This is a genomic window from Aeromonas sp. QDB20 (genome assembly GCF_027707805.1).
Classification (GTDB): Bacteria; Pseudomonadota; Gammaproteobacteria; order Enterobacterales; family Aeromonadaceae; genus Aeromonas; species Aeromonas dhakensis.
Map to the genome: position 1 here is coordinate 16,526 of NZ_JAPCJC010000012.1, position 24,934 is coordinate 41,459.

Annotated in this window: 25 protein-coding genes; 7 read left to right on the forward strand and 18 right to left on the reverse strand. The window is 63.0% G+C overall.

Going from position 1 to position 24,934, the window contains the following annotated elements; genetic code table 11:
- Positions 1–58: 58 nt before the first annotated feature.
- Positions 59–304 (forward strand): PepSY domain-containing protein, encoded by a 246-nt coding sequence (locus PG897_RS14615; protein ID WP_010635834.1) that lies wholly within the window; start codon positions 59–61, stop codon positions 302–304.
- 44 nt (positions 305–348) lie between these two features.
- Here PG897_RS14615 and PG897_RS14620 read toward each other — a convergent pair whose 3' ends face one another.
- The gene (locus PG897_RS14620) at positions 349–981 is read right to left on the reverse strand and encodes a protein-methionine-sulfoxide reductase heme-binding subunit MsrQ (RefSeq protein ID WP_201885267.1); all 633 of its coding nucleotides are present in this window, start codon (positions 979–981) and stop codon (positions 349–351) included.
- 19 nt (positions 982–1,000) lie between these two features.
- The gene (msrP, locus tag PG897_RS14625) at positions 1,001–2,002 is read right to left on the reverse strand and encodes a protein-methionine-sulfoxide reductase catalytic subunit MsrP (RefSeq protein ID WP_201885268.1); all 1,002 of its coding nucleotides are present in this window, start codon (positions 2,000–2,002) and stop codon (positions 1,001–1,003) included.
- Positions 2,003–2,372: 370 nt separating this feature from the next.
- Between msrP and PG897_RS14630 the strand changes: the two genes are divergently transcribed.
- Positions 2,373–2,882: a DUF1097 domain-containing protein gene (locus PG897_RS14630; protein ID WP_270829159.1), complete on the forward strand. Its 510-nt coding sequence runs from the start codon at positions 2,373–2,375 to the stop codon at positions 2,880–2,882.
- Between the two features lie 73 nt (positions 2,883–2,955).
- Here the strand turns inward: PG897_RS14630 and PG897_RS14635 are convergent, their stop codons facing one another.
- The 4 genes from PG897_RS14635 to cydH form a co-directional block, all read right to left on the reverse strand.
- Positions 2,956–4,236, reverse strand: a complete 1,281-nt coding sequence (locus PG897_RS14635; RefSeq protein ID WP_017779308.1) for a sigma 54-interacting transcriptional regulator — start codon at positions 4,234–4,236, stop codon at positions 2,956–2,958.
- Entirely contained in the window at positions 4,233–4,748 is a 516-nt protein-coding gene (locus tag PG897_RS14640; protein ID WP_017764803.1) for a hypothetical protein, read from the reverse strand. Before PG897_RS14640 ends, PG897_RS14635 begins: the two co-directional genes overlap by 4 nt.
- Before the next feature lie 8 nt (positions 4,749–4,756).
- Complete coding sequence (locus PG897_RS14645; RefSeq protein WP_270829160.1) at positions 4,757–6,157, reverse strand: sensor histidine kinase; 1,401 nt, start codon at positions 6,155–6,157, stop codon at positions 4,757–4,759.
- Between the two features lie 97 nt (positions 6,158–6,254).
- A complete protein-coding gene (gene cydH / locus PG897_RS14650; protein WP_005306410.1) occupies positions 6,255–6,347 on the reverse strand; it encodes a cytochrome bd-I oxidase subunit CydH in 93 nt (30 codons plus the stop codon).
- A 129-nt stretch (positions 6,348–6,476) separates the two neighbouring features.
- Between cydH and PG897_RS14655 the strand changes: the two genes are divergently transcribed.
- Entirely contained in the window at positions 6,477–6,980 is a 504-nt protein-coding gene (locus PG897_RS14655; RefSeq protein ID WP_010635829.1) for a 2-amino-4-hydroxy-6-hydroxymethyldihydropteridine diphosphokinase, read from the forward strand.
- Positions 6,981–6,983: 3 nt separating this feature from the next.
- On the opposite strand, the gene PG897_RS14660 is transcribed toward PG897_RS14655, so the two are convergent.
- Positions 6,984–7,688 (reverse strand): SDR family oxidoreductase, encoded by a 705-nt coding sequence (locus PG897_RS14660; protein ID WP_017779306.1) that lies wholly within the window; start codon positions 7,686–7,688, stop codon positions 6,984–6,986.
- A 116-nt stretch (positions 7,689–7,804) separates the two neighbouring features.
- Here PG897_RS14660 and PG897_RS14665 point away from each other — a divergent pair, with 116 nt between their 5' ends.
- Positions 7,805–8,209: a CBS domain-containing protein gene (locus tag PG897_RS14665; protein WP_017779305.1), complete on the forward strand. Its 405-nt coding sequence runs from the start codon at positions 7,805–7,807 to the stop codon at positions 8,207–8,209.
- Here the strand turns inward: PG897_RS14665 and PG897_RS14670 are convergent.
- A complete protein-coding gene (locus PG897_RS14670; protein ID WP_005306418.1) occupies positions 8,206–8,742 on the reverse strand; it encodes a DUF2301 domain-containing membrane protein in 537 nt (178 codons plus the stop codon). The genes PG897_RS14665 and PG897_RS14670 overlap by 4 nt on opposite strands.
- 86 nt (positions 8,743–8,828) lie before the next feature.
- On the opposite strand from PG897_RS14670, the gene PG897_RS14675 reads away from it, so the two are divergent.
- Positions 8,829–9,593 carry a substrate-binding periplasmic protein gene (locus PG897_RS14675; protein WP_270829164.1) on the forward strand — a complete coding sequence of 255 codons (765 nt, stop codon included), beginning with the start codon at positions 8,829–8,831 and terminating at the stop codon, positions 9,591–9,593.
- A 100-nt stretch (positions 9,594–9,693) separates the two neighbouring features.
- Here PG897_RS14675 and asnC read toward each other — a convergent pair whose 3' ends face one another.
- A complete protein-coding gene (gene asnC, locus PG897_RS14680) occupies positions 9,694–10,155 on the reverse strand; it encodes a transcriptional regulator AsnC (protein ID WP_005306422.1) in 462 nt (153 codons plus the stop codon).
- Positions 10,156–10,308: 153 nt separating this feature from the next.
- On the opposite strand from asnC, the gene asnA reads away from it, so the two are divergent.
- Positions 10,309–11,301 carry an aspartate--ammonia ligase gene (asnA, locus tag PG897_RS14685; RefSeq protein WP_010635824.1) on the forward strand — a complete coding sequence of 331 codons (993 nt, stop codon included), beginning with the start codon at positions 10,309–10,311 and terminating at the stop codon, positions 11,299–11,301.
- 209 nt (positions 11,302–11,510) lie between these two features.
- Here asnA and PG897_RS14690 read toward each other — a convergent pair whose 3' ends face one another.
- From PG897_RS14690 to rluD, 4 genes are all read right to left on the reverse strand, one after another.
- On the reverse strand, positions 11,511–12,335 hold the full coding sequence (locus PG897_RS14690; RefSeq protein WP_043170617.1) for an MBL fold metallo-hydrolase: 825 nt from the start codon (positions 12,333–12,335) through the stop codon (positions 11,511–11,513).
- Between the two features lie 58 nt (positions 12,336–12,393).
- Positions 12,394–14,967, reverse strand: a complete 2,574-nt coding sequence (gene clpB / locus PG897_RS14695) for an ATP-dependent chaperone ClpB (protein WP_010635822.1) — start codon at positions 14,965–14,967, stop codon at positions 12,394–12,396.
- A 173-nt stretch (positions 14,968–15,140) separates the two neighbouring features.
- Positions 15,141–15,878, reverse strand: coding sequence for a peptidoglycan editing factor PgeF (pgeF, locus tag PG897_RS14700; protein ID WP_201881003.1), 738 nt, complete (start codon positions 15,876–15,878; stop codon positions 15,141–15,143).
- A 122-nt stretch (positions 15,879–16,000) separates the two neighbouring features.
- On the reverse strand, positions 16,001–16,981 hold the full coding sequence (gene rluD, locus PG897_RS14705; protein ID WP_010635820.1) for a 23S rRNA pseudouridine(1911/1915/1917) synthase RluD: 981 nt from the start codon (positions 16,979–16,981) through the stop codon (positions 16,001–16,003).
- Between the two features lie 117 nt (positions 16,982–17,098).
- Between rluD and PG897_RS14710 the strand changes: the two genes are divergently transcribed.
- Positions 17,099–17,854, forward strand: a complete 756-nt coding sequence (locus tag PG897_RS14710; RefSeq protein ID WP_005306434.1) for an outer membrane protein assembly factor BamD — start codon at positions 17,099–17,101, stop codon at positions 17,852–17,854.
- Between the two features lie 142 nt (positions 17,855–17,996).
- Here the strand turns inward: PG897_RS14710 and PG897_RS14715 are convergent, their stop codons facing one another.
- The 5 genes from PG897_RS14715 to pntB all read right to left on the reverse strand — a co-directional run bounded on the left by PG897_RS14715 (position 17,997) and on the right by pntB (position 24,926).
- Positions 17,997–19,325 (reverse strand): CoA-disulfide reductase, encoded by a 1,329-nt coding sequence (locus PG897_RS14715; RefSeq protein ID WP_201885274.1) that lies wholly within the window; start codon positions 19,323–19,325, stop codon positions 17,997–17,999.
- Positions 19,326–19,403: 78 nt separating this feature from the next.
- Positions 19,404–20,804, reverse strand: coding sequence for an L-cystine transporter (locus PG897_RS14720; protein WP_017779299.1), 1,401 nt, complete (start codon positions 20,802–20,804; stop codon positions 19,404–19,406).
- A 166-nt stretch (positions 20,805–20,970) separates the two neighbouring features.
- On the reverse strand, positions 20,971–22,278 hold the full coding sequence (locus PG897_RS14725; RefSeq protein ID WP_043158750.1) for an L-cysteine desulfidase family protein: 1,308 nt from the start codon (positions 22,276–22,278) through the stop codon (positions 20,971–20,973).
- Between the two features lie 314 nt (positions 22,279–22,592).
- Positions 22,593–23,345: a substrate-binding periplasmic protein gene (locus tag PG897_RS14730; protein ID WP_139724381.1), complete on the reverse strand. Its 753-nt coding sequence runs from the start codon at positions 23,343–23,345 to the stop codon at positions 22,593–22,595.
- 96 nt (positions 23,346–23,441) lie between these two features.
- Positions 23,442–24,926: a Re/Si-specific NAD(P)(+) transhydrogenase subunit beta gene (gene pntB, locus PG897_RS14735; RefSeq protein ID WP_005306445.1), complete on the reverse strand. Its 1,485-nt coding sequence runs from the start codon at positions 24,924–24,926 to the stop codon at positions 23,442–23,444.
- Positions 24,927–24,934 lie beyond the last annotated feature (8 nt).

Genomic DNA, 24,934 nt, shown 5'->3' on the forward strand with positions numbered 1-24,934 from the left:
ATTCATCTCCCAAAACCTAACATAATGCCGTTTATAGTCTGCCAGCCATGAATCCGGAATGAATATGATCCGACGCAGTTTCCTGCTGATCCTTTGCCTCTTCTCCACCCTCGGCTGGGCGGCCGAAAGCCGTCTCGACATGGCCGGTCTGGTCAAGCTGCTGGTGGCCCAAGGGTATCACGACATTCGGGAAGTGGAGCTGGAAGGGGACAAATTCGAGGTGGAAACCCTGGATGCCCAGGGGCAGCGGGTGCGACTCCTGGTGGACGCCCATACGGGTGACATCAAAAAAGAGGCCGACTAGGCCTCTTTTTTATGGCAGGTTGCCGGGGCGGCGCACTGCCGGCCTCATGCCTCCCTCAGTTTCTGCGGCCGAAGCCGGCGCCAGGGGCGCAGCAGCTTGTCACGGCGCGGCACCAGCAGGGCGCAGGCCAGCAGCAGATAGATGAGCGGCTCCTGCCAGCCGCTCTTGAGCGACCACCAGTAGTGCACCGGCACCAGCAGGGCCACCGCATAGATCCAGTTGTGCAGCTTCTGCCAGGCCGGCCCCATGCGCCGCAGCAGGGCCGGGATCGAGGTGAAGCTGAGCGCCAGCAGCAACAGCAGCGCCACCATCCCCACCACGATATAACTGCGCTTGACCAGCTCGCCGCCAATCAGCCGCCAGTCAAACTGCAGATCCAGCCCCAGCCAGACCATAAAGTGCAGACCGGCCCAGGCGGCGCACCAGAGCCCGAGCGGGCGGCGCAGCTTGATGATCTGCCCCTGCCGCCAGCGTTTGGCCAGCGGCGACACCAGCAGGGTGAGCAACAGCAGATTGAGCGCCCCCTTGCCCAGATAGTGGGTCAGTCCCTGTACCGGATCCCCTCCCAGCAGGCCGCCGGGCACGGCCACCAGCAGCCAGAGCAGAAATCCCAGCGAGGCGAGGTGTACCAGCGCCCGCAGCAAGGTGATGTGACGCGCCGTCAGTCGCAGAGTCATGATGTCAGCTCCTTTCGTCTCAATACCACTTGCGCAGATCCATGCCCTGATAGAGGGACGCCACCTCGTCGGCATAGCCATTGAACATCAGGGTCGGCTGGCGCTTGGCGCCGAAGATGCCCCCCTCGCCGATGAAACGCTCGCTCGCCTGGCTCCAGCGCGGGTGATCCACCGCTGGATTGACGTTAGCGTAGAAGCCGTATTCGTTGGGGGCCAACAGGTTCCAGGTAGTGGGCGGCATCTCCTCCACCAGCCGAATGGAGACGATGCTCTTGATGCTCTTGAAGCCGTACTTCCAGGGCACCACCAGCCGGATCGGCGCACCGTTCTGGGCCGGCAGCGCCTTGCCGTAGAGCCCCATCGCCAGGAAGGAGAGCGGGTGCATCGCCTCGTCGATGCGTAGCCCCTCGACATAGGGATAGTCGATGCCGCCGCCGAGGGAGCGGGAAGCCTGACCGGGCAGCTGCTCCGGATCATAGAGAGTCTCGAAGGCCACGAACCTGGCGCGGCTGGTGGGCTCGGCCCGGCGAATGAGGTCCGCCAGCGCGAGACCGCTCCAGGGCAGCACCATGGACCAGGCCTCCACGCAGCGCAGCCGGTAGATGCGCTCCTCCAGCGTGCTCTTGTTGATGAGATCCCACACATCCAGGGTAAACGGCTTGGCTACCTCCCCTTCCACCTTCAGGGTCCAGGGCTCGGGTTTGAGGTAGTGGCCGTTGCGGGCCGGATCCCCCTTGTCGGTGCCGAGCTCGTAGAAGTTGTTGTGGGTGGTGGCCTTCTCCTCCGGCGTGAGGATCAGCCCCTCCGGCCGGGCGGCAGCGTGGATGTTGAGCGCCCGGGTGGAGACCGGTGCCGGCTTGTCGCCAGAGAAGAGATCGAGCACCCCGGCCTGGGTCGGCAACGCCAGGGTGGCGGCGCCGAGCCCCAGCCCTTTCAGGATCAGGCGACGATCCTGATAGACGGCTTCCGGCGTGACATCCTGTTCGGTGAGGTGATGGGCAGAGCGGCGCTTGAGCAACATGGAAAAACTCCCGGGGCGATGAGGGTAACAATCATAAGACCCGCCCCGGCCGAGTTTTATTTCACGGAAAATTACATGAACTGATAGAGGGGCAGTGCCTTGGCCATGGTTCCGACCAGAAACAGCACTACGAACACCAGCAGGGGAACGATCACATTTGGCACCATCAGACTCACTCCATGAGCAGGACAGGGCCTCTAACTATGGTGCAGACACGACCGCCTCACCATGAATTTTTTTCGCGAGCGCAAGCGTATTCCTGAGTTGAAATGAGTGATGCAGATCACACACAATTCCGCCCCTGCTTGCCGCCCCCCCTGCGCGGGGTAGGCTCCCCTTTTTCCGGATTTCACTACTGAAGAGTCACGCCATGAGCCCATTGATCGCCATCGCCATCACGACCGGGATCCTCTCCGCCGTCTGGGGCTGGGTCGCCGTCACCCTCGGCCTCATCTCCTGGGTCGGCTTCCTCGGCTGCACCAGCTACTTCGCCTCCAGCGGCGGCTACAAGGCGCTGCTGCAGACCCTGCTGTGCAATGCCAGCGGCATGCTGTGGGCCCTGTTGCTGATCCATGGCGACGCCTGGTGGGGCGCCGGGGTGGCGGGCTACCTGATGACCGGGGTGGTGGCGACCCTGATGTGCGTGCAGGCCAGGCAGCAGTGGCTCTCCTACATTCCCGGCACCTTCGCCGGTTGCTGCGCCACCTTCGGAGCGGCGGGAGAGTGGCGACTGATCCTGCCATCCCTGGTGATAGGTGCGCTGTTCGGCTACCTGATGAAGGCGAGCGGCCTCTGGCTCTCCCATAAAACCCAGAAAACCCAGAAAACCCAGAAAACCCAGAAAACCCAGGCCACGGCGGGCGTCACCGACCCGGCTTGAACCGGCCTAACGTGACCGATCCGGTCTGAAACCAGAGGGGCGGCCCGTCATCAACGGGCCGCCCCTCTGTCATTTATCCCTTCGACTTGAAGTTCGCCGCTTCGATGCCGTGCCGGTTCAACAGCTTGTAGAAGTCGGTGCGGTTTCTGCCCGCCATGCTGGCCGCCAGGGTGACATTGCCCTCGGTGGTGCGCAGCAGCCGGATCAGATACTCCTTCTCGAACTCGGCCCGCGCCTCGTTGAACGAGGGGATGCCACCACTGCCGCCACTCAGGGCAGACTCCACCATGGCGGCGCCGATCACCGGGCTGCAGCAGAGACTGGCCAGCTGCTCCACCACGCTGTAGAGCTGGCGCACGTTGCCGGGCCAGGCCGCCGCCGCCAGCAGCGCCAGCGCCTCCGGCGAGAAACCGAGGGCGGCGCATTCGCCGTGGCGGCTGCGATACTCGTCCAGCGCCTGCCTGGCCAGCAAGGGGATATCCTCGCTGCGGGCACTGAGGGGCGGCATTGTGATGTTGGCCACGTTGAGCCGATAGAAGAGATCTTCCCGAAAGCGCCCCTCCTCCATCGCCGCCACCAGATCCTGATGGCTGGAGCTGATGACCCGCACCTCAGGCGTGCCCTGGCCGTACTCCTGCAATACCTGCAGCAGCTTGGCCTGCAGCGACTCCGACAAATCCCCTATCTCGTCGAGAAACAGGGTCGCCCCCTTGGCCTGCTCAAACAGGCCGGACTGGCCATCCTCGCCGAACAGCTGCAGATCCAGCGCCGCCCAGGGCAGCGCGGCACAGTTGATCACATACAGCGGCTGATCACGCCGGCTGCTGGCCTGGTGCAGGGCCTGGGTCATCACCCCCTTGCCGGAACCGGAAGGGCCCATGATCAGCACCGGCACCTCCATGGTGGCGATGCTGCTGGCCTGGATCAGCAACTGCTCCATCTGCGGATTGCGGGTCAGGATCAGCGACTGCCACTCCTGGCGCTGCTTTGGGCGCGTCAGGCTCAGCGCATGCTCTATGGTGGCGAACAGCTCGTCCTTGTCGATGGGCTTGGTCAGAAAACTGAATACCCCGGAGCGGGTCGCCTGAATGGCGTCCGGGATGGTGCCGTGGGCGGTCATGATGATGACCGGCAGCCCCAGCCACTGGGACTGGATCCGCTCGAACAGCGCCAGCCCGTCCATGCCGGCCATGCGCAAGTCGCTCAGCACCAGATCGGCCCGTTGCTGACGCAGCCGGTCCAGCGCCCCTTCGGCGCTGTCGGCGGTATCCACCTCATAGCCCTGGCTGCGCAGACGCATGCTCATCAGCTTGAGCAGGCTGGCATCATCATCAACCAGCAGGATGCGACTCATTTCAGCGCCTCGCCGTTGCCATTCAGCTTGCGCTGATTGAGCTGCTCATCGATGGCGGAGAGCTGCTCGATCTGGCGGCGCAGACGCTGCACCTCCTGACTCTGATCGTCGCGCCGGCTGTCACGGGCCAGCAGCTCCTCGCCGAGGGCAATCCAGCTGCGCAGGAAGGCCTGGGCATCCAGGCCGAGCTCGGGCAGCAGGCTCTTGAGCTTGTCCAGACCGGCTCGCCGGCTGGCCACCGATTCGGATGGGTGGGTGTTGACCATGGCCAGGCTGACCCGGCTCTCGAGGTCGGTAGCCCCCTTGAGGCGCTGGCGCTCCTGGGCCCGTTGCTGGGCATGGCTGGCCAGCAGCCAGTCCGAGTATTGCAGGCGCACCTGCATCTCCTTGTTGGCAAACTCCATCCGCTTGGCGAGGGCAAGATCCGGCGACGCCGCCGGGTCACGCGCTGGCAGCAGGGAACAGCCTGTGAGCAGGCTCATCATCAATACCGGAACAACACATTGTTTCATCTTGGGCTTCACTTCAACGTCAACCGGAAACAGACATCCGCCTGTTCATCTTCAACCAATACCAACTCGCCGCCAAGGCTCATCGCCGATTCCCGGGCGATGGAGAGCCCCATTCCGGAGCCTTTCAGCAAGCCCTGGCGCACAATACTGCCCTGCTCGAAGGGTTCGAAGATCCGCTCCCGTTCGGCCACGGGAATGGCGGGCCCCTCGTTGGCCACCTCCAGCCAGCTGCCGTTGCCATCCTGCCCGGCACGGATCCAGATCTGCCCTCCCTTGGCGCCGTAGCTGACCGCATTGGAGAACAGATTATCGAGGATCAGCCGCAAGCGATATGGCTCAGCTTCCAGCGTGATCGGATCGGTCGGCAAGTGTACACTGATTTGTTTGGATTCCAGCGCCAGCCGGTATTCTGCAGATAATTCTGACAGCAGGGGCGCCAGCGCCACCGGCGTCAAAGTGAACACCTCCTGCTGGCTGAGCCGGTTGAAATCAAGCAGTCGCTCAATAAGGGTCTGCAGACGCCGGCTGTTCTCCTCCAGCATCTGGCAGATCTCCTGCTGATCCTGGGTGAGCGGCCCTACAAGCTGCTCGGAGAGCAGATCCGCCCCCTCCCGCAGCACTGCCAGCGGGGTCTTCAGCTCGTGGGAAACGTGGCGCAGGAACTGGTATTTCTGCTGCTCCAGCTCCTTCAGTTTGTCGTGCAGCCAGCCGATCCGCTCCCCCAGCAGCACCAGTTCGGCCGGCCCGTCCACCGGCCGCTTGTCCGGCTCCACACCGGCCCCCAGACTCAAGATCCGCGACTCAATCTGACGCACGGGGTGGATGATCAGGTAGGTAAACAGCAAGACCAGCAGCAGGCTGAGCACCGCCACGAAACCGCTGACCCACCAGATCTCGGTCATCAGGGCGGCGATGGTGGCCCGCACCTTGCTGACGTGATCGTCTACCTGACTGCGAGTGATGATCTCGAGCTGCTGGTTGGCCTCGTTGAACTCGTCAAACTTGGGGCTGTTGGACTCGGCCTTGGCACGGGCAAGATCCTGCAGGCTGTCGAGCCAGACGAGGGCCTGCTCGATGCTTCCATAAGCCTCGGCGTCAGGAATGGAACTCTGGTGGGCGGCCAGCTGGTCGCGGTAGCTCGCCAGCTGCTGCTGGTAACTGGTCAGGATGCGCTCATCCCCGAGCACCGCATAACGGCGCAGGGTGCGCTCAAGATCGATGGCCTGGGTGGTCAGCAGAGTGGCCCGGCGGGTATCGCGCACCGCCCGCTCCAGCTCATCGCTGGTCAACTGGCTGAGGTGGTCAAGGGCCTGGCTGTCATGCCAGATCATGCCGCCCAGCGGCATCAATACCAGGACGAACCCCATCAATACCACTTGCAGCAGGGAGCGTGGGCGTACCTTGGTCATCTTGTGCGGTCTCACTTCATCTGGGGTGGGTCAGCATATCCGCACTCCCCCAAAAAGCAAAACCGGCCAGAAGGCCGGTTCATGCTCTCTTCCGGGGTCATGCCAGACCCACGGATACCACACAGATAATCAGGATCATGGCCAACGCACCCGAGGCGGTCAGCAGTGCCCATTTCAGTTCCACACTCATGCAAATCTCCTTTCTTGCCAAGATGATAGAGCCTGATCACAACAGACGAACAGATGTTAATGCATAGTTAAGCCGATAACCGTGAGCTGTGTAAGAATTTCAGATGAGCCCTATCAAAGGACTGATGACATGTTCTATCTGTGTAGCATAGGGTCGAATCTTGACCCCCACCAGCATGTCGGCCAGGCGGTTGCCGAGCTGCTTGCCCACTTTGGCCGCCTGCGGCTCAGTTCGGTGATCCAGACCAAGCCGGTCGGCATGCATTCAAGCCATGACTTTCTCAACTGCCTGTTTGTCGCCGAGAGCGAGCTGGCCCAACCCAGACTCAAGGCACACTTCGTCGCCATGGAGCTGGCCCACGGCCGGGATCGCAGCGATCCGCACTGCAAGGTGCGGGACCGCCCGCTGGACATCGACATCCTGGCCAGCAGCGAGGACGACGACTTCTCCGCCGCCCGGGTTGACGCCTACCTCGACGAGCTGTTGGCAGAACTCTACGGCAAAGGAGAGGTGCACGACCCCAAGGTGACCCTGCCGCTGCACACCCGGCTGATGGCGGGCAAGGTGATCGAGGAGGGGCAGGTCGGCCTGGCCCCCGTCGCCCTGCAGCGCGACATGGCCATCCCCTGTTGATGGCTAGATGACGGCCAGACCGCGGCCACCATCCACCCGGATGCTGGCCCCGGTCATGTAGTCGTTCTGCATCAGCAACTGCACCGCCTGCCAGATGGGCGCCAGCCCCCCTTCCCGCGCCAGCGGCGTCTTCGCCAGCACCTGTTCACGCCACTCATCCCCATGCTCGTCGAGAAACAGAATGGGGCCAGGCTCTATGGTGTTGACCCGGATGGCCGGCGCCAGCTCGCGGGCAAAGCTCATGGCGAGCGAATGGGCCCCCGCCTTGGTGGCCACATAGCTGGCGAACTGGGGCGCCGGGGCGTGGATATAGATGTCGGTGATGTGGATGATGCTGGCGTTGGGATGGCGCGCCAGCTGAGGGGCCAGCCCCCGGTTGAGCTGGAAGGGGGCCGCCATGTGCACCCGATAGAATTGATCAAACTGGGCCAGCTGCGCCGCCGGCTCGCTCGCCTGCGGTTCAAAGGCCGAGGCGTTGTGGATCACCAGCGCCAGATCCGGCTGGGAGGCCAGCACCTCGATGAGCCGGCCCACCTCTTGCTCCCGGTTGAAGTCGGCCTGCACCAGCGTCACCCCCAGCGCCCGCAACCGCGCCAGCTCCGGTCGCTCGCTGCGATAGCTGCCGGTTACCTGCCAGCCTGCCGCCACCAGCTGTTCGCACAGATAGAAACCGAGCCGACGGCCACATCCTGTCACCAATGCACGCATAATCCCTCCTCTCTTATCCGCAGGAATGCCTATCGATCCCCACGGCACAAGCCATTGGCCGTTGCCGCCATCCGGCGGGCATAGTGGCCCCATCATCACCTTACGGAGCCACTTCCATGTTGCAGATCCGCGATCACATGAGCCGTCTGACCCACTCCCTCACCCCGCAGCTCGGCCTGGCCGAGGCGCTGGACCGACTGCATGACGCCGGCCTGAGCGGCCTGCCGGTGCTGGACCCGCAGCAGCAGCTGATCGGGTTTCTCTCCGAGCAGGATTGCATCCCGAGCCTGCTCACCGGCAGCTATCACTGCGATACCCGCACCCGGGTCGAGGATCTGATGAACCGAACCCCGCTCTCGGTCAGCCCGGACGACAGCATACTGGAGCTGGCCCGCCAGATGACCGGGGCCAAACCCAAGGTCTATCCGGTGCTGGAGGGCAATCGGGTAATAGGCATCATCAGCCGCCGGCAGGTGATGCAGGCCCTCAACGCGCAGATGAAGGCCTGCCTGCCCACCTAAATCTGGTAACGCCCCTTGTCGCCGATATCGAAGTGCAGGGGCATCCGCCACTTGGCCAGCGCGAGCAGGCAAAGCAGCGCGCCACACACCAGCGCCACCAGGGCGGCGGCCCAGCCGATGCCGGCCAGCTCCAGCAGCCATAGCAAAGGCAGCAGCAAGGGGACCGCCCTGATCCCCGGAATGGCGAAGCAGAACTGCTCCTTGAAGGCCAACCCCGCCAGCGTGGCCAGGGCCGCACCCAGCACCAGCACATCCGGCGCCCCGCTCGCACTGAGCAACAGAGCGCCCCAGCCCAGCCCCTGCAGCAAGAAGCGAATGCGCTTGTCATAGACATGCAGGCACAGGCCGCATACCCCGCTGGCCACGGCCAGCGCCGTCAGCCACTGTGCCGGCGTCAAAAAATCCTGCCCGATCAGCAAGCTTGCCCCTCGACACAGCAGCAGCAAGGCTGCCAGACTCAAGCCCAGGCGATAGAGGCAGACCGACAGCCTGTCGATGCCGTCCAGCTCGCTTTCAATTTCAGGGTTTGCCATATACAGTCGCCTCTACGAATCAGGGGCAACCCAATATACTGGTATCAGGTGCCAAATAATCTTCAAATGGGTTCAGGAGAGGTAGTTTGCGTGTAATCCACCTGCTTTGGCTACTGTTCCCGCTCAGCCCCTTTGCCAGGGAGCTGATCGTCTGTGGCACGATGGAACCCCCGCTCAAATACCTCGATGCCGCTCAGCAGCCCAGGGGGCTCGATGTCGACATCGTCACCGCCATCTTTGGCAGACTCAAGATCCCCATCAAGATCGAACTGGCCGATTCCGGTGCCCGTCTCACCCGCAACGCAGAAACCGGTGTTTGCGATGTGGTGATGACCCACTCCTACAAGGCGGAGCGGGAGCGTTACCTCATCTACGCCCAGCAGGCCCATATCCGCCACAGCTGGCACTTTTTCGTGCGCAAGGCCGACCTGCTGAAGATCCGCTACGAGACGCTGACCGACCTCAAACCCTGGCGCATCGGAGTGACCAAGGATTTCTCCTATACCCCCGAGCTGGCCGCCGCCCTCACCGATCCCTCCTATCACTTCCAGGAGATCACCATGAACCAGCTGCAGCTGCGCAAGCTGCTGGCCGGACGAATCGATACGGTCCCCATGCCGCTGGTCACCGCCTTCGCCCAGATCAGGGAGGAGGGACTGGAGGGCAAGCTCGACTACCTGCCCAAACCGCTCAAGAGCAGCCCCTACTTCAACACCTGGGCCCGCACCCGCGCCGACCAGAATACCCCGGCCCAGATGGCGGCCTATGACGCCGAGCTGCTGCGCATGAAACGCGACGGCCGGCTCAAGGCCCTCTACGACAAGTACGGCATCCCCTATATCGAACCCTGATCGGCCGGTCAGGGCTTCATATCCCGCAAGCTCGAGTTTTGCAGCGAGACAAGCGTCTCGTACGGGAGTGGATCTCTACATCCCTCTCATGCAACCCGGCTCAAGGCTTCACATCCCGCAGGATCGGGTTCTGCAGCGAGATCAGGGTCTCGGTGGACTGTATCTCGTCGATGGTCTGGATCTTGTGGATCAGCACGGTCTGCAACTCGTCGATGGAGCGGGTCATCACCTTCATGAAGATGCTGTAGTGGCCCGTGGTGTAGTAAGCCTCCACCACCTCGTCCAGCGCCTGCAGCTTGGCCAGCGCCGAGGGGTAATCCTTGGCGCTCTTGAGGTTGATGCCGATGAAGCAGCAGACGTCGTAGCCCAGCTTCTTCGGGTTCACCTGCACCCGCGTTCCCTCGATGATGCCCGCCTGCTTCATCTTCTCCACCCGCACATGGATGGTACCCGGGCTGACCAGCAGTTGTTTGGCCAGCTCGGCGTAAGGCAGCCGTGCATTCTCCATCAGGGCGGTGAGGATGGCCTGATCGAGATTATCGATCCGATAATTTTCCGGCACTTTTTTGCACTCCCTTTGATGATTCATCATTAATCACCGGTGTATTTTGAAGAAAAAAATACACAAAGCCTATTTCTATTATCGAATATTGAATTTAGTTGGCGATCTGTTGAAGAATCCTCACATCCAACGGGTTCAAGACAGGTATTCAGCATGAAACAGCACTACATTCGCAGCCAGCAACAGATCAGCTTCGTCAAAGAGATGTTCTCCCGCCAACTCGCCCAGCAACTGGGTTTGATGGAGGTACAAGCCCCCATCCTGAGCCGGGTCGGTGATGGCACTCAAGACAACCTCTCTGGCCACGAGAATGCGGTGCAGGTCAAGGTGAAGACTCTGCCGCAGCACAGCTACGAAGTGGTGCACTCACTGGCCAAATGGAAGCGCCAGACCCTGGGCCGCTTTGGCTTCGGTCCGGGCGAAGGCATCTACACCCACATGAAGGCACTGCGTCCGGACGAGGATCGCCTCACCCCCATCCACTCCGTCTACGTGGATCAGTGGGACTGGGAGAAGGTGATGCCGAGCGAGCGCCGCGATCTGGCCTACCTGCAGGAGACGGTGCGTGGCATCTGGGCCGCCATCAAGGCCACCGAGCGCGCGGTCTGTGCCGAACATGAGCTGACCCCCTTCCTGCCGGCCGAAATCCAGTTCGTGCACAGCGAAGAGCTGCTGACCCGCTACCCGGATCTCGACGCCAAGGGGCGCGAGCGCGCCATCGCCAAGGAGCTGGGTGCCGTGTTCCTGATCGGTATCGGCGGTGCCCTCTCCCACGGTGAGCGCCACGACGTGCGCGCCCCGGACTACGACGACTGGAGCAGCCACAGCGAGCTGGGTCTGGCAGGTCTGAACGGCGATATCCTGGTGTGGAACCCGGTGCTGCAGGACAGCTTCGAGATCTCCTCCATGGGGATCCGGGTCGACGCCGAGGCGCTGCGCCGCCAGCTCGCCATCACAGGTGACGAGGATCGCCTGCAGTACGACTGGCACCAGGATTTGCTGGCAGCGCGGATGCCGCAAACCATCGGCGGCGGCATCGGCCAATCCCGTCTGGCCATGCTGCTGCTGCAAAAAGAGCACATAGGTCAGGTCCAGGTCGGCGTCTGGCCGGCCGAGATGAAGGCCGCCGTGCAAGGCATGCTGTAACGAATGAAGGCCAGGCCGGCGCGATCGCCACCGGCATGGCAACAGGCAAGTGGCCATCGGGGTTGAGCGAGCGCAACCCCGGCAGGCTGTAAGAGGCAAGACCGGCAGCGGCCTTGCTTCGCCATCGGGGGCTTGCCCCTGCGACCCGCTCAACCCACGTCAGGTCGCTTCACTACATTCCTCCCGGCAATCTTCGGATTGCCGTTTTTTTACGCCGAAAACCGGTATTCGAAACCGGCTCCGATCTGGCACTGGCGCGGCAGATCCGCTTTCCTGCTGCCGGTGCAGTGGCAGGCAAACAGTTTCTCCACCGCCTCCTCCTGCAGATAGGCGCCAAGCGCCGCCGCCCGCTGCGGACCGGAAAACTTCAGGTGCAGGCCGCCGATGACGGCGTGGATCCGCTCATCGCCACACACCTCCCTGGCCCGTTCGATGATGTTCTCGGTCCCGGCGTGACCACAGCCGATAAAGACGATGAGCCCCTGCTCACTCTTGTAGGCCAGCGCGGAGTCGTCGCTGATTAGGTCTTTTTCCACTCGTCCGTCCCGCATGATGTAGCCAAGCAGCGAGGGGGCGGCCCGCTCGCGCCGCGCAATGCTGCCTAGGAACACCAGACGCTCCGAGAGCCACACCGGCTCGGCCGAGCAGTGGGGGAGCAAGCCTCTGGCTGCCAGCGACTCCCGCTCCAGCACTCCCGACAGGCGATAGAGGTTGCGCCGCCAGAAGGGAAGCGGCAGGAAGTAGCCCCGCTCGCAGAACACGTCCGGACAGGCGATGAGAGGAATGGGAGTCGGATAAACGGGCAGCGAGCCTACCCCGCCCACATGGTCGTAGTGACCGTGAGAGAGCACCACATGGGTGAGCGAGGCGAGATCGATCCCCATCACGGCGGCGTTGTGGCACAGCGCCCGGCCACGGCCGCTGTCGAACAGCACCCTGAGGCCGTCACACTCCAGCAGCAACGCCAACCCTCGCTCGGGCAGACAACCAGGCAGATGGACATCATCATCCACCAGTACGGAAAAGGTGAGCATGCAATTATCCCTCAAAAAAAACGCAGGCTCGGGGCCTGCGTTTTTATCAGCGATCCAGTTATTGGGTCATGGTCAGGCCGTTGCTGTCGGCCCCCAGCAGCAGTTTCTTGCCGGGGACGATGCGGCCGGAGAGCAGCGCCTGCGCCAGCGGGTTCTCCACCTTGTGCTGGATCGCCCGCTTGAGGGGACGCGCACCGTAGACGGGGTCGAACCCGGCGTGCACCAGCTTGTTCAGCAGCGCTTCGCTCACCTCCACCTCGTAGCCCTGGGCCTCCAACCGGCTCATCAGGCTCTTGAGCTGGATGCGGGCGATGGACTTGATGTGCTCCTCGCCAAGCGGGTGGAACACCACTGTCTCGTCGATCCGGTTGATGAACTCCGGCCGGAAACTGCGTGCCAGCACCTCCATCAACATGGCCTTCATCTCGTCGTAATCCTTCTCGGAGTGGTGCTCCTGAATCAGATCCGACCCCAGGTTGGAGGTCATGATGACCACGGTGTTGCGGAAGTCCACGGTACGACCCTGACCATCGGTCAGGCGGCCATCATCCAGCACCTGCAGCAGGATGTTGAACACATCGGGGTGGGCCTTCTCCACCTCGTCCAGCAGGATCACCGAGTAAGGGCGACGACGCACCGCCTCGGTCAGATAACCGCCCTCCTCGTAACCCACGTAGCCGGGAGGCGCCCCCACCAGACGGGCCACGCTGTGTTTCTCCATGAACTCGGACATGTCGATCCGCACCATGGCATCCTGGGTATCGAACAGGAACTCGGCCAGCGCCTTGCACAGCTCGGTCTTGCCCACCCCGGTGGGCCCGAGGAACAGGAAGGAGCCGATGGGGCGGTTCGGATCGGAGAGACCTGCGCGGGAGCGGCGAATGGCGTTGGAGACCGCCTCGACCGCCTCCTCCTGGCCGATCACCCGACTGTGCAGTTGATCTTCCATCCGCAGCAGCTTCTCGCGCTCCCCTTCCAGCATGCGGGCCACCGGAATCCCGGTCCAGCGTGCCAGCACGTCTGCGATCTCCACGTCGGTGACCCGGTTGCGCAGCAGGCTGGTCTCCTGCATCTCGGCCTGGGTGGCGAGATCCAGCTGTTTCTCCAGCTCCGGAATGCGGCCGTACTGCAGCTCGGACATGCGGCCCAAGTCCCCTGCGCGGCGCGCCACGTCGAGATCCTGACGGGCCTGCTCCAGTGCCGCCTTGATGTGCTGGGTGCCGGCGAGGGCGGCCTTCTCGGCCTTCCACACCTCTTCCAGCTCATTGTATTCCCGATCTTTTTCACCGATCTCCTGGTTGATCAGCTCGAGCCGTTTGCGGCTGGCGTCGTCATCCTCCTTCATCAGCGCCTGCTGCTCCAGCTTCAGCTGGATGATGCGCCGCTCGAGCCGGTCGAGGGACTCGGGCTTGGAGTCGATCTGCAGCCGGATGCTAGCCGCCGCCTCGTCGATGAGGTCGATGGCCTTGTCCGGCAGCTGACGATCCGCGATGTAGCGGTGCGACAGCTGGGCCGCTGCCACGATGGCCGGGTCGGTGATCTGCACGTGGTGGTGCAGCTCGTAACGCTCCTTCAGGCCGCGCAGGATGGCGATGGTATCCTCCACGCTCGGCTCTTCCACCAGCACCTTCTGGAAGCGGCGCTCCAGCGCGGCATCCTTCTCGATGAACTGGCGATATTCATCGAGCGTGGTAGCCCCGACGCAGTGCAGTTCGCCCCGCGCCAGCGCCGGTTTGAGCATGTTGCCCGCGTCCATGGCCCCCTCGCCCTTGCCGGCGCCGACCATGGTGTGCAGCTCGTCGATGAAGAGGATGACGTTGCCCTCCTCCTTGGCCAGGTCGTTCAGCACCGCCTTGAGCCGTTCCTCGAACTCGCCGCGATACTTGGCACCGGCCACCAAGGCCCCCATGTCCAAGGAGAGCACCCGCTTGTTCTTGAGCCCCTCCGGCACCTCGCCGTTGATGATGCGCTGGGCCAGCCCCTCGACGATGGCGGTCTTGCCGACGCCGGGGGCCCCGATCAGCACCGGGTTGTTCTTGGTACGGCGTTGCAGCACCTGAATTGTGCGGCGAATTTCGTCATCCCGGCCGATCACCGGGTCAAGCTTGCCGATCTCGGCCCGCTCGGTCAGATCGATGGTGTATTTTTCCAGCGCCTGGCGATTCTCCTCGGCGTTGGCATCCTCCACCTTCTTGCCGCCACGCACCTTGTCGATGGCCGCTTCGAGTTTCTCCTTGGTCAGCCCCTGGGCACGCAGCAGCTCGCCCAGCGTGCCCTTCTCGTCGAGGGCAGCCAGCACGAACAGTTCGGAGGAGATGAACTGATCCTTGCGCTGCTGGGCCAGCTTGTCGCAGACGTTGAGCAGCCGGCCGAGGCCGTTGGAGAGCTGCACATCTCCCTCCACGCCGCTGACACGCGGCAGGCGGTCGAGTTCTTCACCCAGACGCGAACGCAGGGCATTGATGTCCAGCCCGGTCAGGGTCAGCAACGGGCGAATGGAGCCGCCATCCTGATTGACCAGGGCGGTCATCAGGTGAACGGGTTCGATGAATTGGTGGTCACGACCCAGCGCAAGAGACTGGGCATCGGAAATAGCAATCTGGAATTTGCTGGTCAGGCGATCGAGGCGCATTGCACTCCCCCTTCAAACAGGCAGACGCCGCTTGCGCGGCAAACAACATAACTTTCTGAGATGAAAGATGAGGCCCGTACGGACTATTTCAAGGGGTGAGGCTGGTTATTTTTTCTGCAGATGCAGGCGTGAGGGGATCACGGCCCCTTGGCAAACAAGGGGCCGCTCAGTGTTTATTCGACCAGCCAGATGATGGAAGCCATGCGGCCGGTCTGGCCGTCGCGACGATAAGAGTAGAACTGCTCGCTGTCGCTGAAGGTGCAGTGCTCGCCACCATATACGGCGGTGACGCCGGCGCGGGCGAGGCGCAGGCGGGCCAGCTGGTAGATATCCGCCAGCCACTTGCCCTCGTTGGGCGAAGGGACGAACGCTGCCTCTGCTGCAGCCTGCTCCGCCATAAAAGCCTCGCACACCTCGCCACCCACCTCGAAGGCCTGCGGGCCGATGGCTGGGCCAAGCCAGGCCAGGATCTCGTCCGGCTCGCAGCCCATGGCGGCGATGCTCGCTTCCAGCACGCCGCCCTGCAGCCCGCGCCAGCCGGCGTGAGCGGCGGCCACCACGGTGCCAGCCCGATCGCAGAACAGCACAGGCAGGCAGTCGGCGGTCATCACGATGCAGGCCTGCCCCGCGCCTCGGGCGTAGGCGGCATCCGCATCCGGCGCGCAGCCATAGTCGCTGCTGACGGGATGCACCGCGGTGCCGTGCACCTGATTGAGCCAGTTGAGAGTGCCGGGGATGGTGGCCGCCTGCTGCAGCCGGGCCCGATTGACCTCGACCCGTGCCGGCTCGTCCCCCACGTGGGCCCCCAGGTTGAGGCCGGCAAAGACCCCCTCGCTGACGCCGCCGTCACGGGTGGTCGACAGGGCTCTGACCCTGGCCGGGGCCGGCCAGTCGGGTTCGATCCATTTCATCTGTGGCTCCTTTCGTTCATATGAAAACGGGGCCCCTTGGCTGCAACCAGTCAAGGGGCCCCATATCAGGTCATGCAGGGCGGGTTACGGCAGGAATCGTCGCAAGCGCGCCCTCTTTATTATCAGTTCCAGACCAGATCATCCGGATTGGCCAGGGTATCAGCCCGCAGCACTTCCATCAGATCCAGCATGTCCTGCGGCGTCGGCGAGTGCCACTGCATCACCTCACCGGTGATGGGGTGCGCCAGCTGCAGCATGGTGGCGTGCAGCGCCTGGCGATGGAAGTTGCGCAGGGCCTCGGTCAGCTCGGGGATGGCGTTGCGCAGCGGACGCAGACGACCGCCGTAGGCCGGATCACCCACCAGCGGGTGCTTGATGTGGGCCATGTGCACACGGATCTGGTGGGTACGACCGGTTTCCAGCCGCAACCGCAGCCGGGTGTGACCGCGGAACTTCTCGTGCACCCGGTAGTGGGTCACGGAAGGACGGCCATTGGGCACCACGGCCATGTGGGTGCGCTGGGTCGGGTGACGGCCGATGGGGGCATCGACGGTGCCGCCGGCGGTCATGTGACCGATGGCGATCGCTTCGTACTCACGGGTGATCTGGCGCGCCTGCAGCGCTTCCACCAGATGGGTCTGGGCCGGCACAGTCTTGGCGACCACCATCAGACCTGTGGTGTCTTTATCCAGACGGTGCACGATACCGGCGCGGGGCACTTCGGCGATGTCCGGGTAGCGGTGCAGCAGGGCATTGAGGATGGTGCCATCGGGCGTACCGGCGCCCGGGTGAACCACCAGACCGGCCGGCTTGTCGATCACCAGAATGTGTTCATCTTCGTAAACGATGTTGAGCTCGATATCCTGCGCATCGAAGCGGGTGTCATCTTCCAGCTCGACATCCACATGTACCTTCTGCCCGGCCAGCACCTTCTCGCGCGGGGTATTGGCAACCTGACCATCCAGGGTCACTCTGTCCTGTAAAATCCACTCCTTGATGCGGGTGCGGGAGTAGTCTGGAAACAATTCGGCCAGGGCCTGGTCGAGTCGCTGCCCGAATTGGTGATCCTGGAATTCGCCTGTCAGTTCAATATGCTGGCTCATGTATGGTCTCTTGAGCGGGGGGTATCAATTCGAAATAATCCGGGTATTCTAGCTTTTCTTTTAGCCAAGCATAACGGATACTTTGCCAATTTCGTGGAAATGGACCGGATGTTGTTGATGGGAAAGAAGTCTCACCTGCTGATGTCACTCGCCTTGGTCGCTACCTTGATCACAGGCTGTTCCAGCACCAAACCCAAGGTACCGGACGAACCGCCGGAGACCCTGTACCAGAAAGCACGCGTCAAGCTGGATGCCGGTAACTACCTGAATGCTATCGAGTTACTGGAAGCGCTGGATTCTCGCTATCCTTTCGGTGCCTACTCCAACCAGGTTCAGCTCGACCTCATTTACGCCTACTACAAGCAGGATGACACTGCCCAGGCGATCGCCAATATCGACCGTTTTATCCGCCTCAACCCGGCGCATAAAAATATCGATTACGTCTTCTATATGCGCGGTCTGACCAACATGGCCGGCGATTACAACTTCTTCCAGGACTTCCTGGGCATCGATCGGGACGACAAAGACCCCTCCTATGCCCGTCAGGCCTTCCAGGATTTCAAGACCCTGTTGCAGAACTACCCCAACAGCGTCTACGCCGCCGATGCTCGTGCCCGCATGATCGGTCTGAAGAACCGGCTCGCCCGCTACGATCTGAGCGTGGCCGAGTACTATGTGAAGCGTGATGCGCTGATCGCCGCCGCCAACCGCGCCAAGCTGATCGTCGAGACCTATCCCGACACGGCCGAAACCGAGAAGGCGCTGGAGATCATGATCAACTCCTACGACACCCTGAAGATGCCGACCCTGGCCCAGCACGCCCGCGAAGTGCTGGCCAAGAACTACCCGGACAATCGTCTCGGTCGCAGCTGATCGCTTGCCGCGCAATGAAAAACCGGAGCCTTGGCTCCGGTTTTTTTATGGGCGCGGTTCATGAACGAGATGCCCCTTTACCACCCCGTGCCGGCGGCATGGGGAAAGACGGCACACATCAGCCACGCCGTCATGCCGTGTATTACTTGGCGACGTTGCCTGCCACGTTGAGCACATCCCAGGTGCGGGAGAAGGGCGGCGCGTAGGCAAAGTCCAGCATGCCGAGCTGCTCCGTGGTCACCCCCATGGTAATGGCGACCGCCAGCGCATCGATGCGGTGCACCGCCCCCTTGCGCCCGAGGATCTGACCACCCAGCAGCCGCTTGCTGCCCGCCTCGTAGACCAGCTTGACGTGAATGTCGGACTGGCCCGGGCAGTAGTTGGTGTGGCACTTGTCCTTGATCACCACGGTGCGATAGTCGATCCCCATCGCCTTGGCTTCCTGCTCGGAGAGGCCGGTACGGCCCGCCTCCAGCCCCAGCACCTTGAGCGCCGCCGAGCCGAGGGTGCCCGGGAATTCCTGCTCGGCGCCCGCCAGGTTCTCGCCCACCATGCGCCCCAGCTTGTTGGCGATGGTAGCGAGCGGCACATAGACCTGCTGCTGCTTCACGCTGTGCCAGACGCTGGCACAGTCACCGGCCGACCAGACGTTGGCCAGCGAGCTGCGCCCCTGCCGGTCCACCTTGATGGCGCCGTTGCCGAGCCGCTCGATGCCGGTATCGGCCAGGAACTCGGTATTGGGTTTGACCCCGGTGCAGACCACCACGATATCGGCCTCGTACTCGCCATGGCTGGTGCGCACGCCGGTCACCCGGCCCTCTCCCAACAGGGCTTCTACCCGCTCGCCGAGATGGAGGGAAACCCCCTGCTCGCGCAGTTCGGTCTCGATATGCTGGGTGATCTCGCTGTCGAACGCCTCCGGGATGACCCGCTCCGCCAGCTCGATCAGACGCACCTCCTTGCCCTGATGGACCAGCGCCTCGACCACCTCCAGCCCGATAAAGCCGGAGCCGATCACAACAGCACGGGTGTTGGCCTTTTCCTGCACGGCGGCCTTGAGGGCCAGCCCATCGGCCATCCGGCGCAGGCCGAATACCCCTTCCTGCTGCAGGCCCGGGATGGGCGGCATCACTTCGCGGGCGCCGGTGGCGATCATCAGCCGATCGTAGCGATCGGTTAAGGTGTCGCCGTTATGTTCGACCTTCAGCGTCTGGGCGGCGGCATCCAGGCTCAGCACCCGGTGGCCGGTCTTGACCTCGATCCCCTTGGCGGCGAACTGCGCCGGGGTGAACTCGGCCATGTAGCCGGGCTCCTGAAACTCGTCGCCGACGAAATAGGGCAGACCGCAGGCACCGAAGGAGATCACCTCGGACGCCTCATACACCACGATTTCGGCATCAATGGCCAGTCGGCGCGCCTTGGCGGCTGCACTCATGCCGGCGGCTTCGCCACCGATGATCACGATTCTCATACTTGCTCCTGTCAATGACGCAGGGAGGGCATGCCCTCCCTGTGGTTGATGGCGGAAGGGATCCCCTCCCGCGGCGGATCAGATGGTGGACTCTTCGCCGTCCAGACAGACTTCCTGCTCGCTGTTGAACACCGCCATGTCGGTCTCCCCCAGCAGACGGCTGGTGACGGTACCGGCGGTGATGGAGCCGGAGACGTTCAACGCGGTACGGCCCATGTCGATCAGCGGCTCGATGGAGATGAGCAGACCGGCCAGCGCCACCGGGAAGTCCAGCGCGGAGAGCACGATCAGCGCGGCAAAAGTGGCGCCGCCACCAATGCCGGCCACCCCGAAGGAGCTGACGGTGATGATGGCGATCAGGGTCATGATGAAGCCCGGATCCATGGGGTTGACCCCCACGGTCGGCGCAATCATGACCGCCAGCATGGCCGGATAGATGCCGGCGCAGCCGTTCTGGCCGATGGTCGAACCGAACGAGGCGGCGAAGTTGGCGATCCCCTCAGGAATGCCGAGCGCCTTGGTCTGGGTCTGCACGTTCATCGGGATGGAACCCGCGCTGGTCCGGGAGGTGAAGGCAAAGGCCAGCACCGGCATGATCTTCTTCAGGAAGCGGGCCGGGTTGATGCCCACCAGCGCCACCAGCAGCAGGTGCACGGCGAACATGATGGCGATGGCACCGTAGGAGGCCAGCACGAAGTTGAGCAGGTTGATGATGTCGGCGTAGTTGGAACCGGACACCACCTTGGTCATCAGCGCCAGCACGCCGTAGGGGGTCAGGCGCAGCACCAGGGTCACCATCCGCATCACGATGACGTGGGCCACCTGCATGAAGTGGCCGAAGCTCGCGAAGATCTCCGGCTTCTTGCGGGCGATGCCGGTGGCGGAGAGGCCGATGAAGATGGAGAAGATCACCACGGCGATGGTGGAGGTCTTGCGCGCCCCCGTCATGTCGAGAAAGGGGTTGGCCGGGATGAACTCCAGCACCATCTTGGCAAAGGACATGCTCTCGACGCTGCCGAGGGTAGTCTGCAAGGCCGCCCCGCGGGCGGTTTCGGCGGCGCCGGCGGTGAGCCCCTCGGCGGTCAGACCGAACAGGTTGGACATCAGGATGCCCGCCCCGGCGGCAATCATGGTGGTGAAGATCAGCACCCCTATGGTCATGGCGCTGATCTTGCCAAGGGCGGTGCCACCGTTGAGCTTGAGGATGGCCCCTATGATGGAGACCATGATGAGCGGGATGATGATCATCTGCAGCAGCTTCACGTAGCCGCTGCCGACGATGTCCAGGTAGTCGCCGGTCTGCACCAGCACGTCGGAACCGGCCCCGTAGAGCAGCTGCAGGGCGGCACCGAACAGGATGCCCAGCCCCAGCCCCGAGAAGACCCGGCGGGTGAAGCTGACGTGGGTCTGCTGCAACCGATAGAGAAACAGCAGCAACATGGCCAGGATGGCCAGATTACCTATAACGCTAAGAGTCATGACGATATTCCCCAAAATGATCGGGCCAGGCCCGAAGTGTGCGGACGAGTGCCCAGTACGCACTCCTCCCTGAAACCTGCCGCGTCGTGGCGGCGCGCCCCCCGGTATGGCCGGGGTGGCGTCAACTGGCAGAAAAACGGAGGGTGGCCTGCGCCACCCTCTTGCATCACTCGGCCTTGCCTTGCTGCTTGGCCCGCATGATGTTGATGATCTCGATATCGGTATCCAGCATCCCCTGTTTGGAGAGGCGGCCCAGGTTGGCGATGGTCTGATCCACGTCGTCGGAGACGATGCCTTCGCTCTGGGGGACCCGCAGATTGTTGATGGCCATCAGCGAGGATTTCACCGCCGCCGAGGTGGAGGTAGAGACCTTCATGGAACAGGCGCTGCCGGCACCGTCGCAGATGATACCGGAAACGTCGCCAATCATGTTGTTGATGCAGTGACTAATTTGCTCGAACTGACCGCCCAGCAGCCAGGTGATGGCGGCCCCCGCCCCCATGGCGGCGGTGCTGGCGGCACAGAGGGCCGACAGCTTGTTCTGGTAGGTCTTGATGTAGATGGCGACCAGGTGGCTCATCACCAGCGCCCGGGTCAGCTGCTCGTCGCTCGCCTTGAGGAAGCGGGCGGCGGCCACCACCGGCATGGTGGCGGCAATGCCCTGGTTGCCGGAGCCTGAATTGGACATGGCGGGCAGCATGGCACCATCCATCCGCGCGTCGGAGGCGGCGGAAGAGAGGCGCATGGCCAGGGTCATCAGGTCATCGGAGAGCAGCTTGCGCTCCACCTGCTCGGTGAGGATCTTGCCGATGCGCAGGCCATACCCCTGCAGCCCTTCGTCCGCCAGCGCCTGGTTCATGGTGGCCGCCTCGCGGATGAAGTCGATCTCGGCCAGCGGCACCTGCAGGGCGAACTCGACGATCTCGCGCAGGGTCATGGTGGGCTTGCTGGCAGGGGCGGCCTGGATCTGCACACCAGGGGCACTGTCCTGCGCCATCAGCACCTCGCCATCGCGCTCCATCAGGATGATGCGGGTGTGGTCGGTACAGATCACCACCCGGGCGCTGTGGCCCTCTACCTCTGCCAGCACCTCGGCGTAGAGCACGTCCGGCACGTCCTTCACGTCCACCTTGATGGCGGGCAGCAGCGCCTTGGCGGCTTCGACCTGATCCGGCGTGAGGGTCTTGAGCACCTCCAGCCCGGCATCCGGGTTGCCGCCGGTGATACCGACGGCCGCTGCCACCGGCAGCCCTATCATGCCGGTACCCGGCACCCCTACCCCCATGCCGTTCTTGAACAGGTTGCCGCTGACCCAGACGCTGACGCGGGTCGGCACCTGCCCCAGCAGCTTGCGGCAGTTGGCCGCCGCCAGCGCCACCGACATGGGCTCGGTGCAGCCAAGGGCCGGCACCACTTCACGCTTGAGCAGGGTAATAAAGTCGGTCCATTGTGCGTTCATTGCGATGTGTCTCATGTTCATGGTGCCCGCATGGGGGCGTGTATTGTGCAGTCCGGCCGCCATGCAACGGCGGAGCGACATATAACCAGTATGGCGGGAGATGCCGGTCTGGCGGCAGCCGAATGAGGGCCGCGCCTATGATCGGAGCCGCTGCGGCGCTGGGTAATCCGATCAACTTTTGGTAACTCTAAAGCAATAGGACTCAAATAAAATTGAGCCGACTCGCTTTTTGCGCAGGCATTATGCCCCACTGGCGGTGAAGTGCCACAAAATGTGAACAGGCGCACAACAGGGTGATAGCGGCCCGGTACCGCCGGTTCAAGACGGGGTCAGAGCCCGTAGCGGGTCAGCAGGGCCTGATACTCGGGGGTCTGCTTGAAGGCCTTGAGGGCGAGGGAGAACTGATAGGCCAGCCGTTCGTTGCCGGGCCTGTGGGTAAAGGCGAGAAAGTTGCGGTTGCTCTCGGTCACCATCTTCTCGCTGTGACCGATCTGATCCTGCAGACCCTGCCCCTTGAGCAGGTAACGGCCCACTATCTGGTTCATCACCACCGCATCCAGCCGTCCGGCCATCATCAGGTGCAGCTGCTTGATCATGTTGTTCTCCCCGGTCATGGGCACCCGGGTGAACAGGGCCGAGGTCAGGAAGGGTTCGCCATAGGCGTAATCGGACTGAATACCAATGCGCAGCCCCTTGAGGCTCTCAAGGCTCTGATAGTCGACAGGCTTGCTGAAGGGGAAGAAGATCACTTCACCGCTCTGGGAGAGGGGCTCATCAGGATAGTGCAGCCACTCCAGCCGCCGCTCCTCGAAGAAGGCGTCGACGATGGCATCGCCGCGCTGGAACCTGGCCTCCTGCAGCACCCGCTTCCAGGGCAGCACCTTGACCGTGGTCTGGTAGCCCATCCGTTTGAGCACGGTGCGGGCCAGCTCAAGATCGGCACCACCCAGACTGCCGTCGTCGAGGCGCATCACATAAGGCGGCCACAGCTCGGTGAGCAGGGTCAGGGTCGGCGGCTCGGCGGCCTGCACCAGGCTCCCCCACCAGAGACAAAACAGGATCCATCCTTTCCGCCACACCATGCCGCGCTCTCCCTCTGTGCATTGGCTGAGGATATACCAAAAAGTAAGTAATAAAAAAGGAGGCCGCAGCCTCCTTTTTGCTTTCCTCTCCGGCGCTTACAGCGCTTTCAGGATGGCCTCGACGCTGGCCTTGGCATCGCCGAACAGCATCTGGGTGTTCTCTTTGAAGAACAGCGGGTTCTGCACACCGGCATAGCCAGTGTTCATGGAACGCTTGAAGCCGATGACGTTCTGCGCCTTCCACACTTCCAGCACCGGCATGCCGGCGATGGGGCTGCCCGGATCTTCCATGGCAGCCGGGTTGACGGTGTCGTTGGCACCGATCACCAGCACGGTATCGGTATCGCTGAAGTCTTCGTTGATCTCGTCCATTTCCAGCACGATGTCGTACGGGACTTTCGCTTCCGCCAGCAGCACGTTCATGTGGCCAGGCAGACGACCGGCAACCGGGTGGATACCGAAGCGCACCTTGACGCCGCGATCACGCAGCTTCTGGGTGATCTCGGCCACCGGGTACTGAGCCTGTGCCACCGCCATGCCGTAGCCCGGGGTGATGATGACGGAGCTGGAGTTTTTCAGCAGCTCGGCCACGTCTTCGGCGCTGGTCTCGCGGTATTCGCCCATCTCCTGGTCGGCCGTGGAGGCCACACCGTCGGAGCCGAAGCCACCGGCGATCACGGAGATGAAGGAGCGGTTCATCGCTTTACACATGATGTAGGAGAGGATCGCACCGGAAGAACCCACCAGGGCACCGGTGACGATCAGCAGGTCGTTGGAGAGCATGAAGCCCGCCGCCGCCGCCGCCCAACCGGAGTAGGAGTTCAGCATGGAGACCACCACCGGCATGTCGGCGCCGCCGATGGAGGCAACCAGGTGCCAGCCGAAGGCGAAGGCGATCAGGGTCATCACCAGCAGGGCGAAGGTGGAGCCACCGGCGTTGACGAAGTGGATCATCAGCGCGATGGAGACCACCACGGCCAGCAGGTTCAGCTTGTGGCGATGCGGCAGCATCAGCGGCTTGGAAGAGATCAGGCCACGCAGCTTGCCGAACGCCACCACGGAACCGGTGAAGGTCACCGCACCGATGAAGACGCCCAGGAACACTTCCACCAGGTGGATGTTCAGCATGGCGCCGGTCAGGTGCTCGACCTGGGCGACGCTGTTGGCCTGTTCGAAGGCGGCGCGGGCCGCGGCCAGAGTGGCATCCAGGTTGGAACCGACAGAGACCACCACTTCAGCCGGAGCAGACGGGTGCAGATCGATGAAGCTGTTGAAGCCCACCAGCACGGCCGCCATACCCACGAAACTGTGCAGCACGGCCACCAGCTCGGGCATTTCGGTCATCTCGACCTTGAGCGCCAGACGCACGCCGATGGCACCGCCGATCACCATGGCCAGGATGATCCAGTGAACGCCACTGGTTTCCGGGTTGAATACGGTGGCGAGCAGGGCGATGGCCATACCCGCGATACCGAACAGGTTGCCATGTTTGGCCGTCTCTTGCTTCGACAGTCCCGCGAGACTGAGGATGAAGAGCACGGCGGCAACGATATAGGATGCTGTTACCAGTCCTTGAGACACGTTAAACC

Excerpts from the sequence above, each read along its gene's own strand:
- PG897_RS14620 (WP_201885267.1), bottom strand. The coding sequence starts at position 981 with ATGACTCTGCGACTGACGGCGCGTCACATCACCTTGCTGCGGGCGCTG.
- PG897_RS14670 (WP_005306418.1), bottom strand. The coding sequence starts at position 8,742 with ATGGCAAACCCTGAAATTGAAAGCGAGCTGGACGGCATCGACAGGCTG.
- PG897_RS14730 (WP_139724381.1), bottom strand. The coding sequence starts at position 23,345 with ATGGTGTGGCGGAAAGGATGGATCCTGTTTTGTCTCTGGTGGGGGAGC.
- PG897_RS14640 (WP_017764803.1), bottom strand. The coding sequence starts at position 4,748 with ATGAAACAATGTGTTGTTCCGGTATTGATGATGAGCCTGCTCACAGGC.
- PG897_RS14710 (WP_005306434.1), top strand. The coding sequence starts at position 17,099 with ATGGGAAAGAAGTCTCACCTGCTGATGTCACTCGCCTTGGTCGCTACC.
- PG897_RS14615 (WP_010635834.1), top strand. The coding sequence starts at position 59 with ATGAATATGATCCGACGCAGTTTCCTGCTGATCCTTTGCCTCTTCTCC.
- PG897_RS14645 (WP_270829160.1), bottom strand. The coding sequence starts at position 6,157 with ATGACCAAGGTACGCCCACGCTCCCTGCTGCAAGTGGTATTGATGGGG.
- PG897_RS14725 (WP_043158750.1), bottom strand. The coding sequence starts at position 22,278 with ATGAGACACATCGCAATGAACGCACAATGGACCGACTTTATTACCCTG.
- cydH (WP_005306410.1), bottom strand. The coding sequence starts at position 6,347 with ATGAGTGTGGAACTGAAATGGGCACTGCTGACCGCCTCGGGTGCGTTG.
- PG897_RS14630 (WP_270829159.1), top strand. The coding sequence starts at position 2,373 with ATGAGCCCATTGATCGCCATCGCCATCACGACCGGGATCCTCTCCGCC.
- rluD (WP_010635820.1), bottom strand. The coding sequence starts at position 16,981 with ATGAGCCAGCATATTGAACTGACAGGCGAATTCCAGGATCACCAATTC.
- clpB (WP_010635822.1), bottom strand. The coding sequence starts at position 14,967 with ATGCGCCTCGATCGCCTGACCAGCAAATTCCAGATTGCTATTTCCGAT.
- PG897_RS14720 (WP_017779299.1), bottom strand. The coding sequence starts at position 20,804 with ATGACTCTTAGCGTTATAGGTAATCTGGCCATCCTGGCCATGTTGCTG.
- PG897_RS14660 (WP_017779306.1), bottom strand. The coding sequence starts at position 7,688 with ATGCGTGCATTGGTGACAGGATGTGGCCGTCGGCTCGGTTTCTATCTG.
- pgeF (WP_201881003.1), bottom strand. The coding sequence starts at position 15,878 with ATGAAATGGATCGAACCCGACTGGCCGGCCCCGGCCAGGGTCAGAGCC.
- PG897_RS14635 (WP_017779308.1), bottom strand. The coding sequence starts at position 4,236 with ATGAGTCGCATCCTGCTGGTTGATGATGATGCCAGCCTGCTCAAGCTG.
- PG897_RS14655 (WP_010635829.1), top strand. The coding sequence starts at position 6,477 with ATGTTCTATCTGTGTAGCATAGGGTCGAATCTTGACCCCCACCAGCAT.
- PG897_RS14690 (WP_043170617.1), bottom strand. The coding sequence starts at position 12,335 with ATGCTCACCTTTTCCGTACTGGTGGATGATGATGTCCATCTGCCTGGT.
- PG897_RS14715 (WP_201885274.1), bottom strand. The coding sequence starts at position 19,325 with ATGAGAATCGTGATCATCGGTGGCGAAGCCGCCGGCATGAGTGCAGCC.
- PG897_RS14665 (WP_017779305.1), top strand. The coding sequence starts at position 7,805 with ATGTTGCAGATCCGCGATCACATGAGCCGTCTGACCCACTCCCTCACC.
- asnA (WP_010635824.1), top strand. The coding sequence starts at position 10,309 with ATGAAACAGCACTACATTCGCAGCCAGCAACAGATCAGCTTCGTCAAA.
- msrP (WP_201885268.1), bottom strand. The coding sequence starts at position 2,002 with ATGTTGCTCAAGCGCCGCTCTGCCCATCACCTCACCGAACAGGATGTC.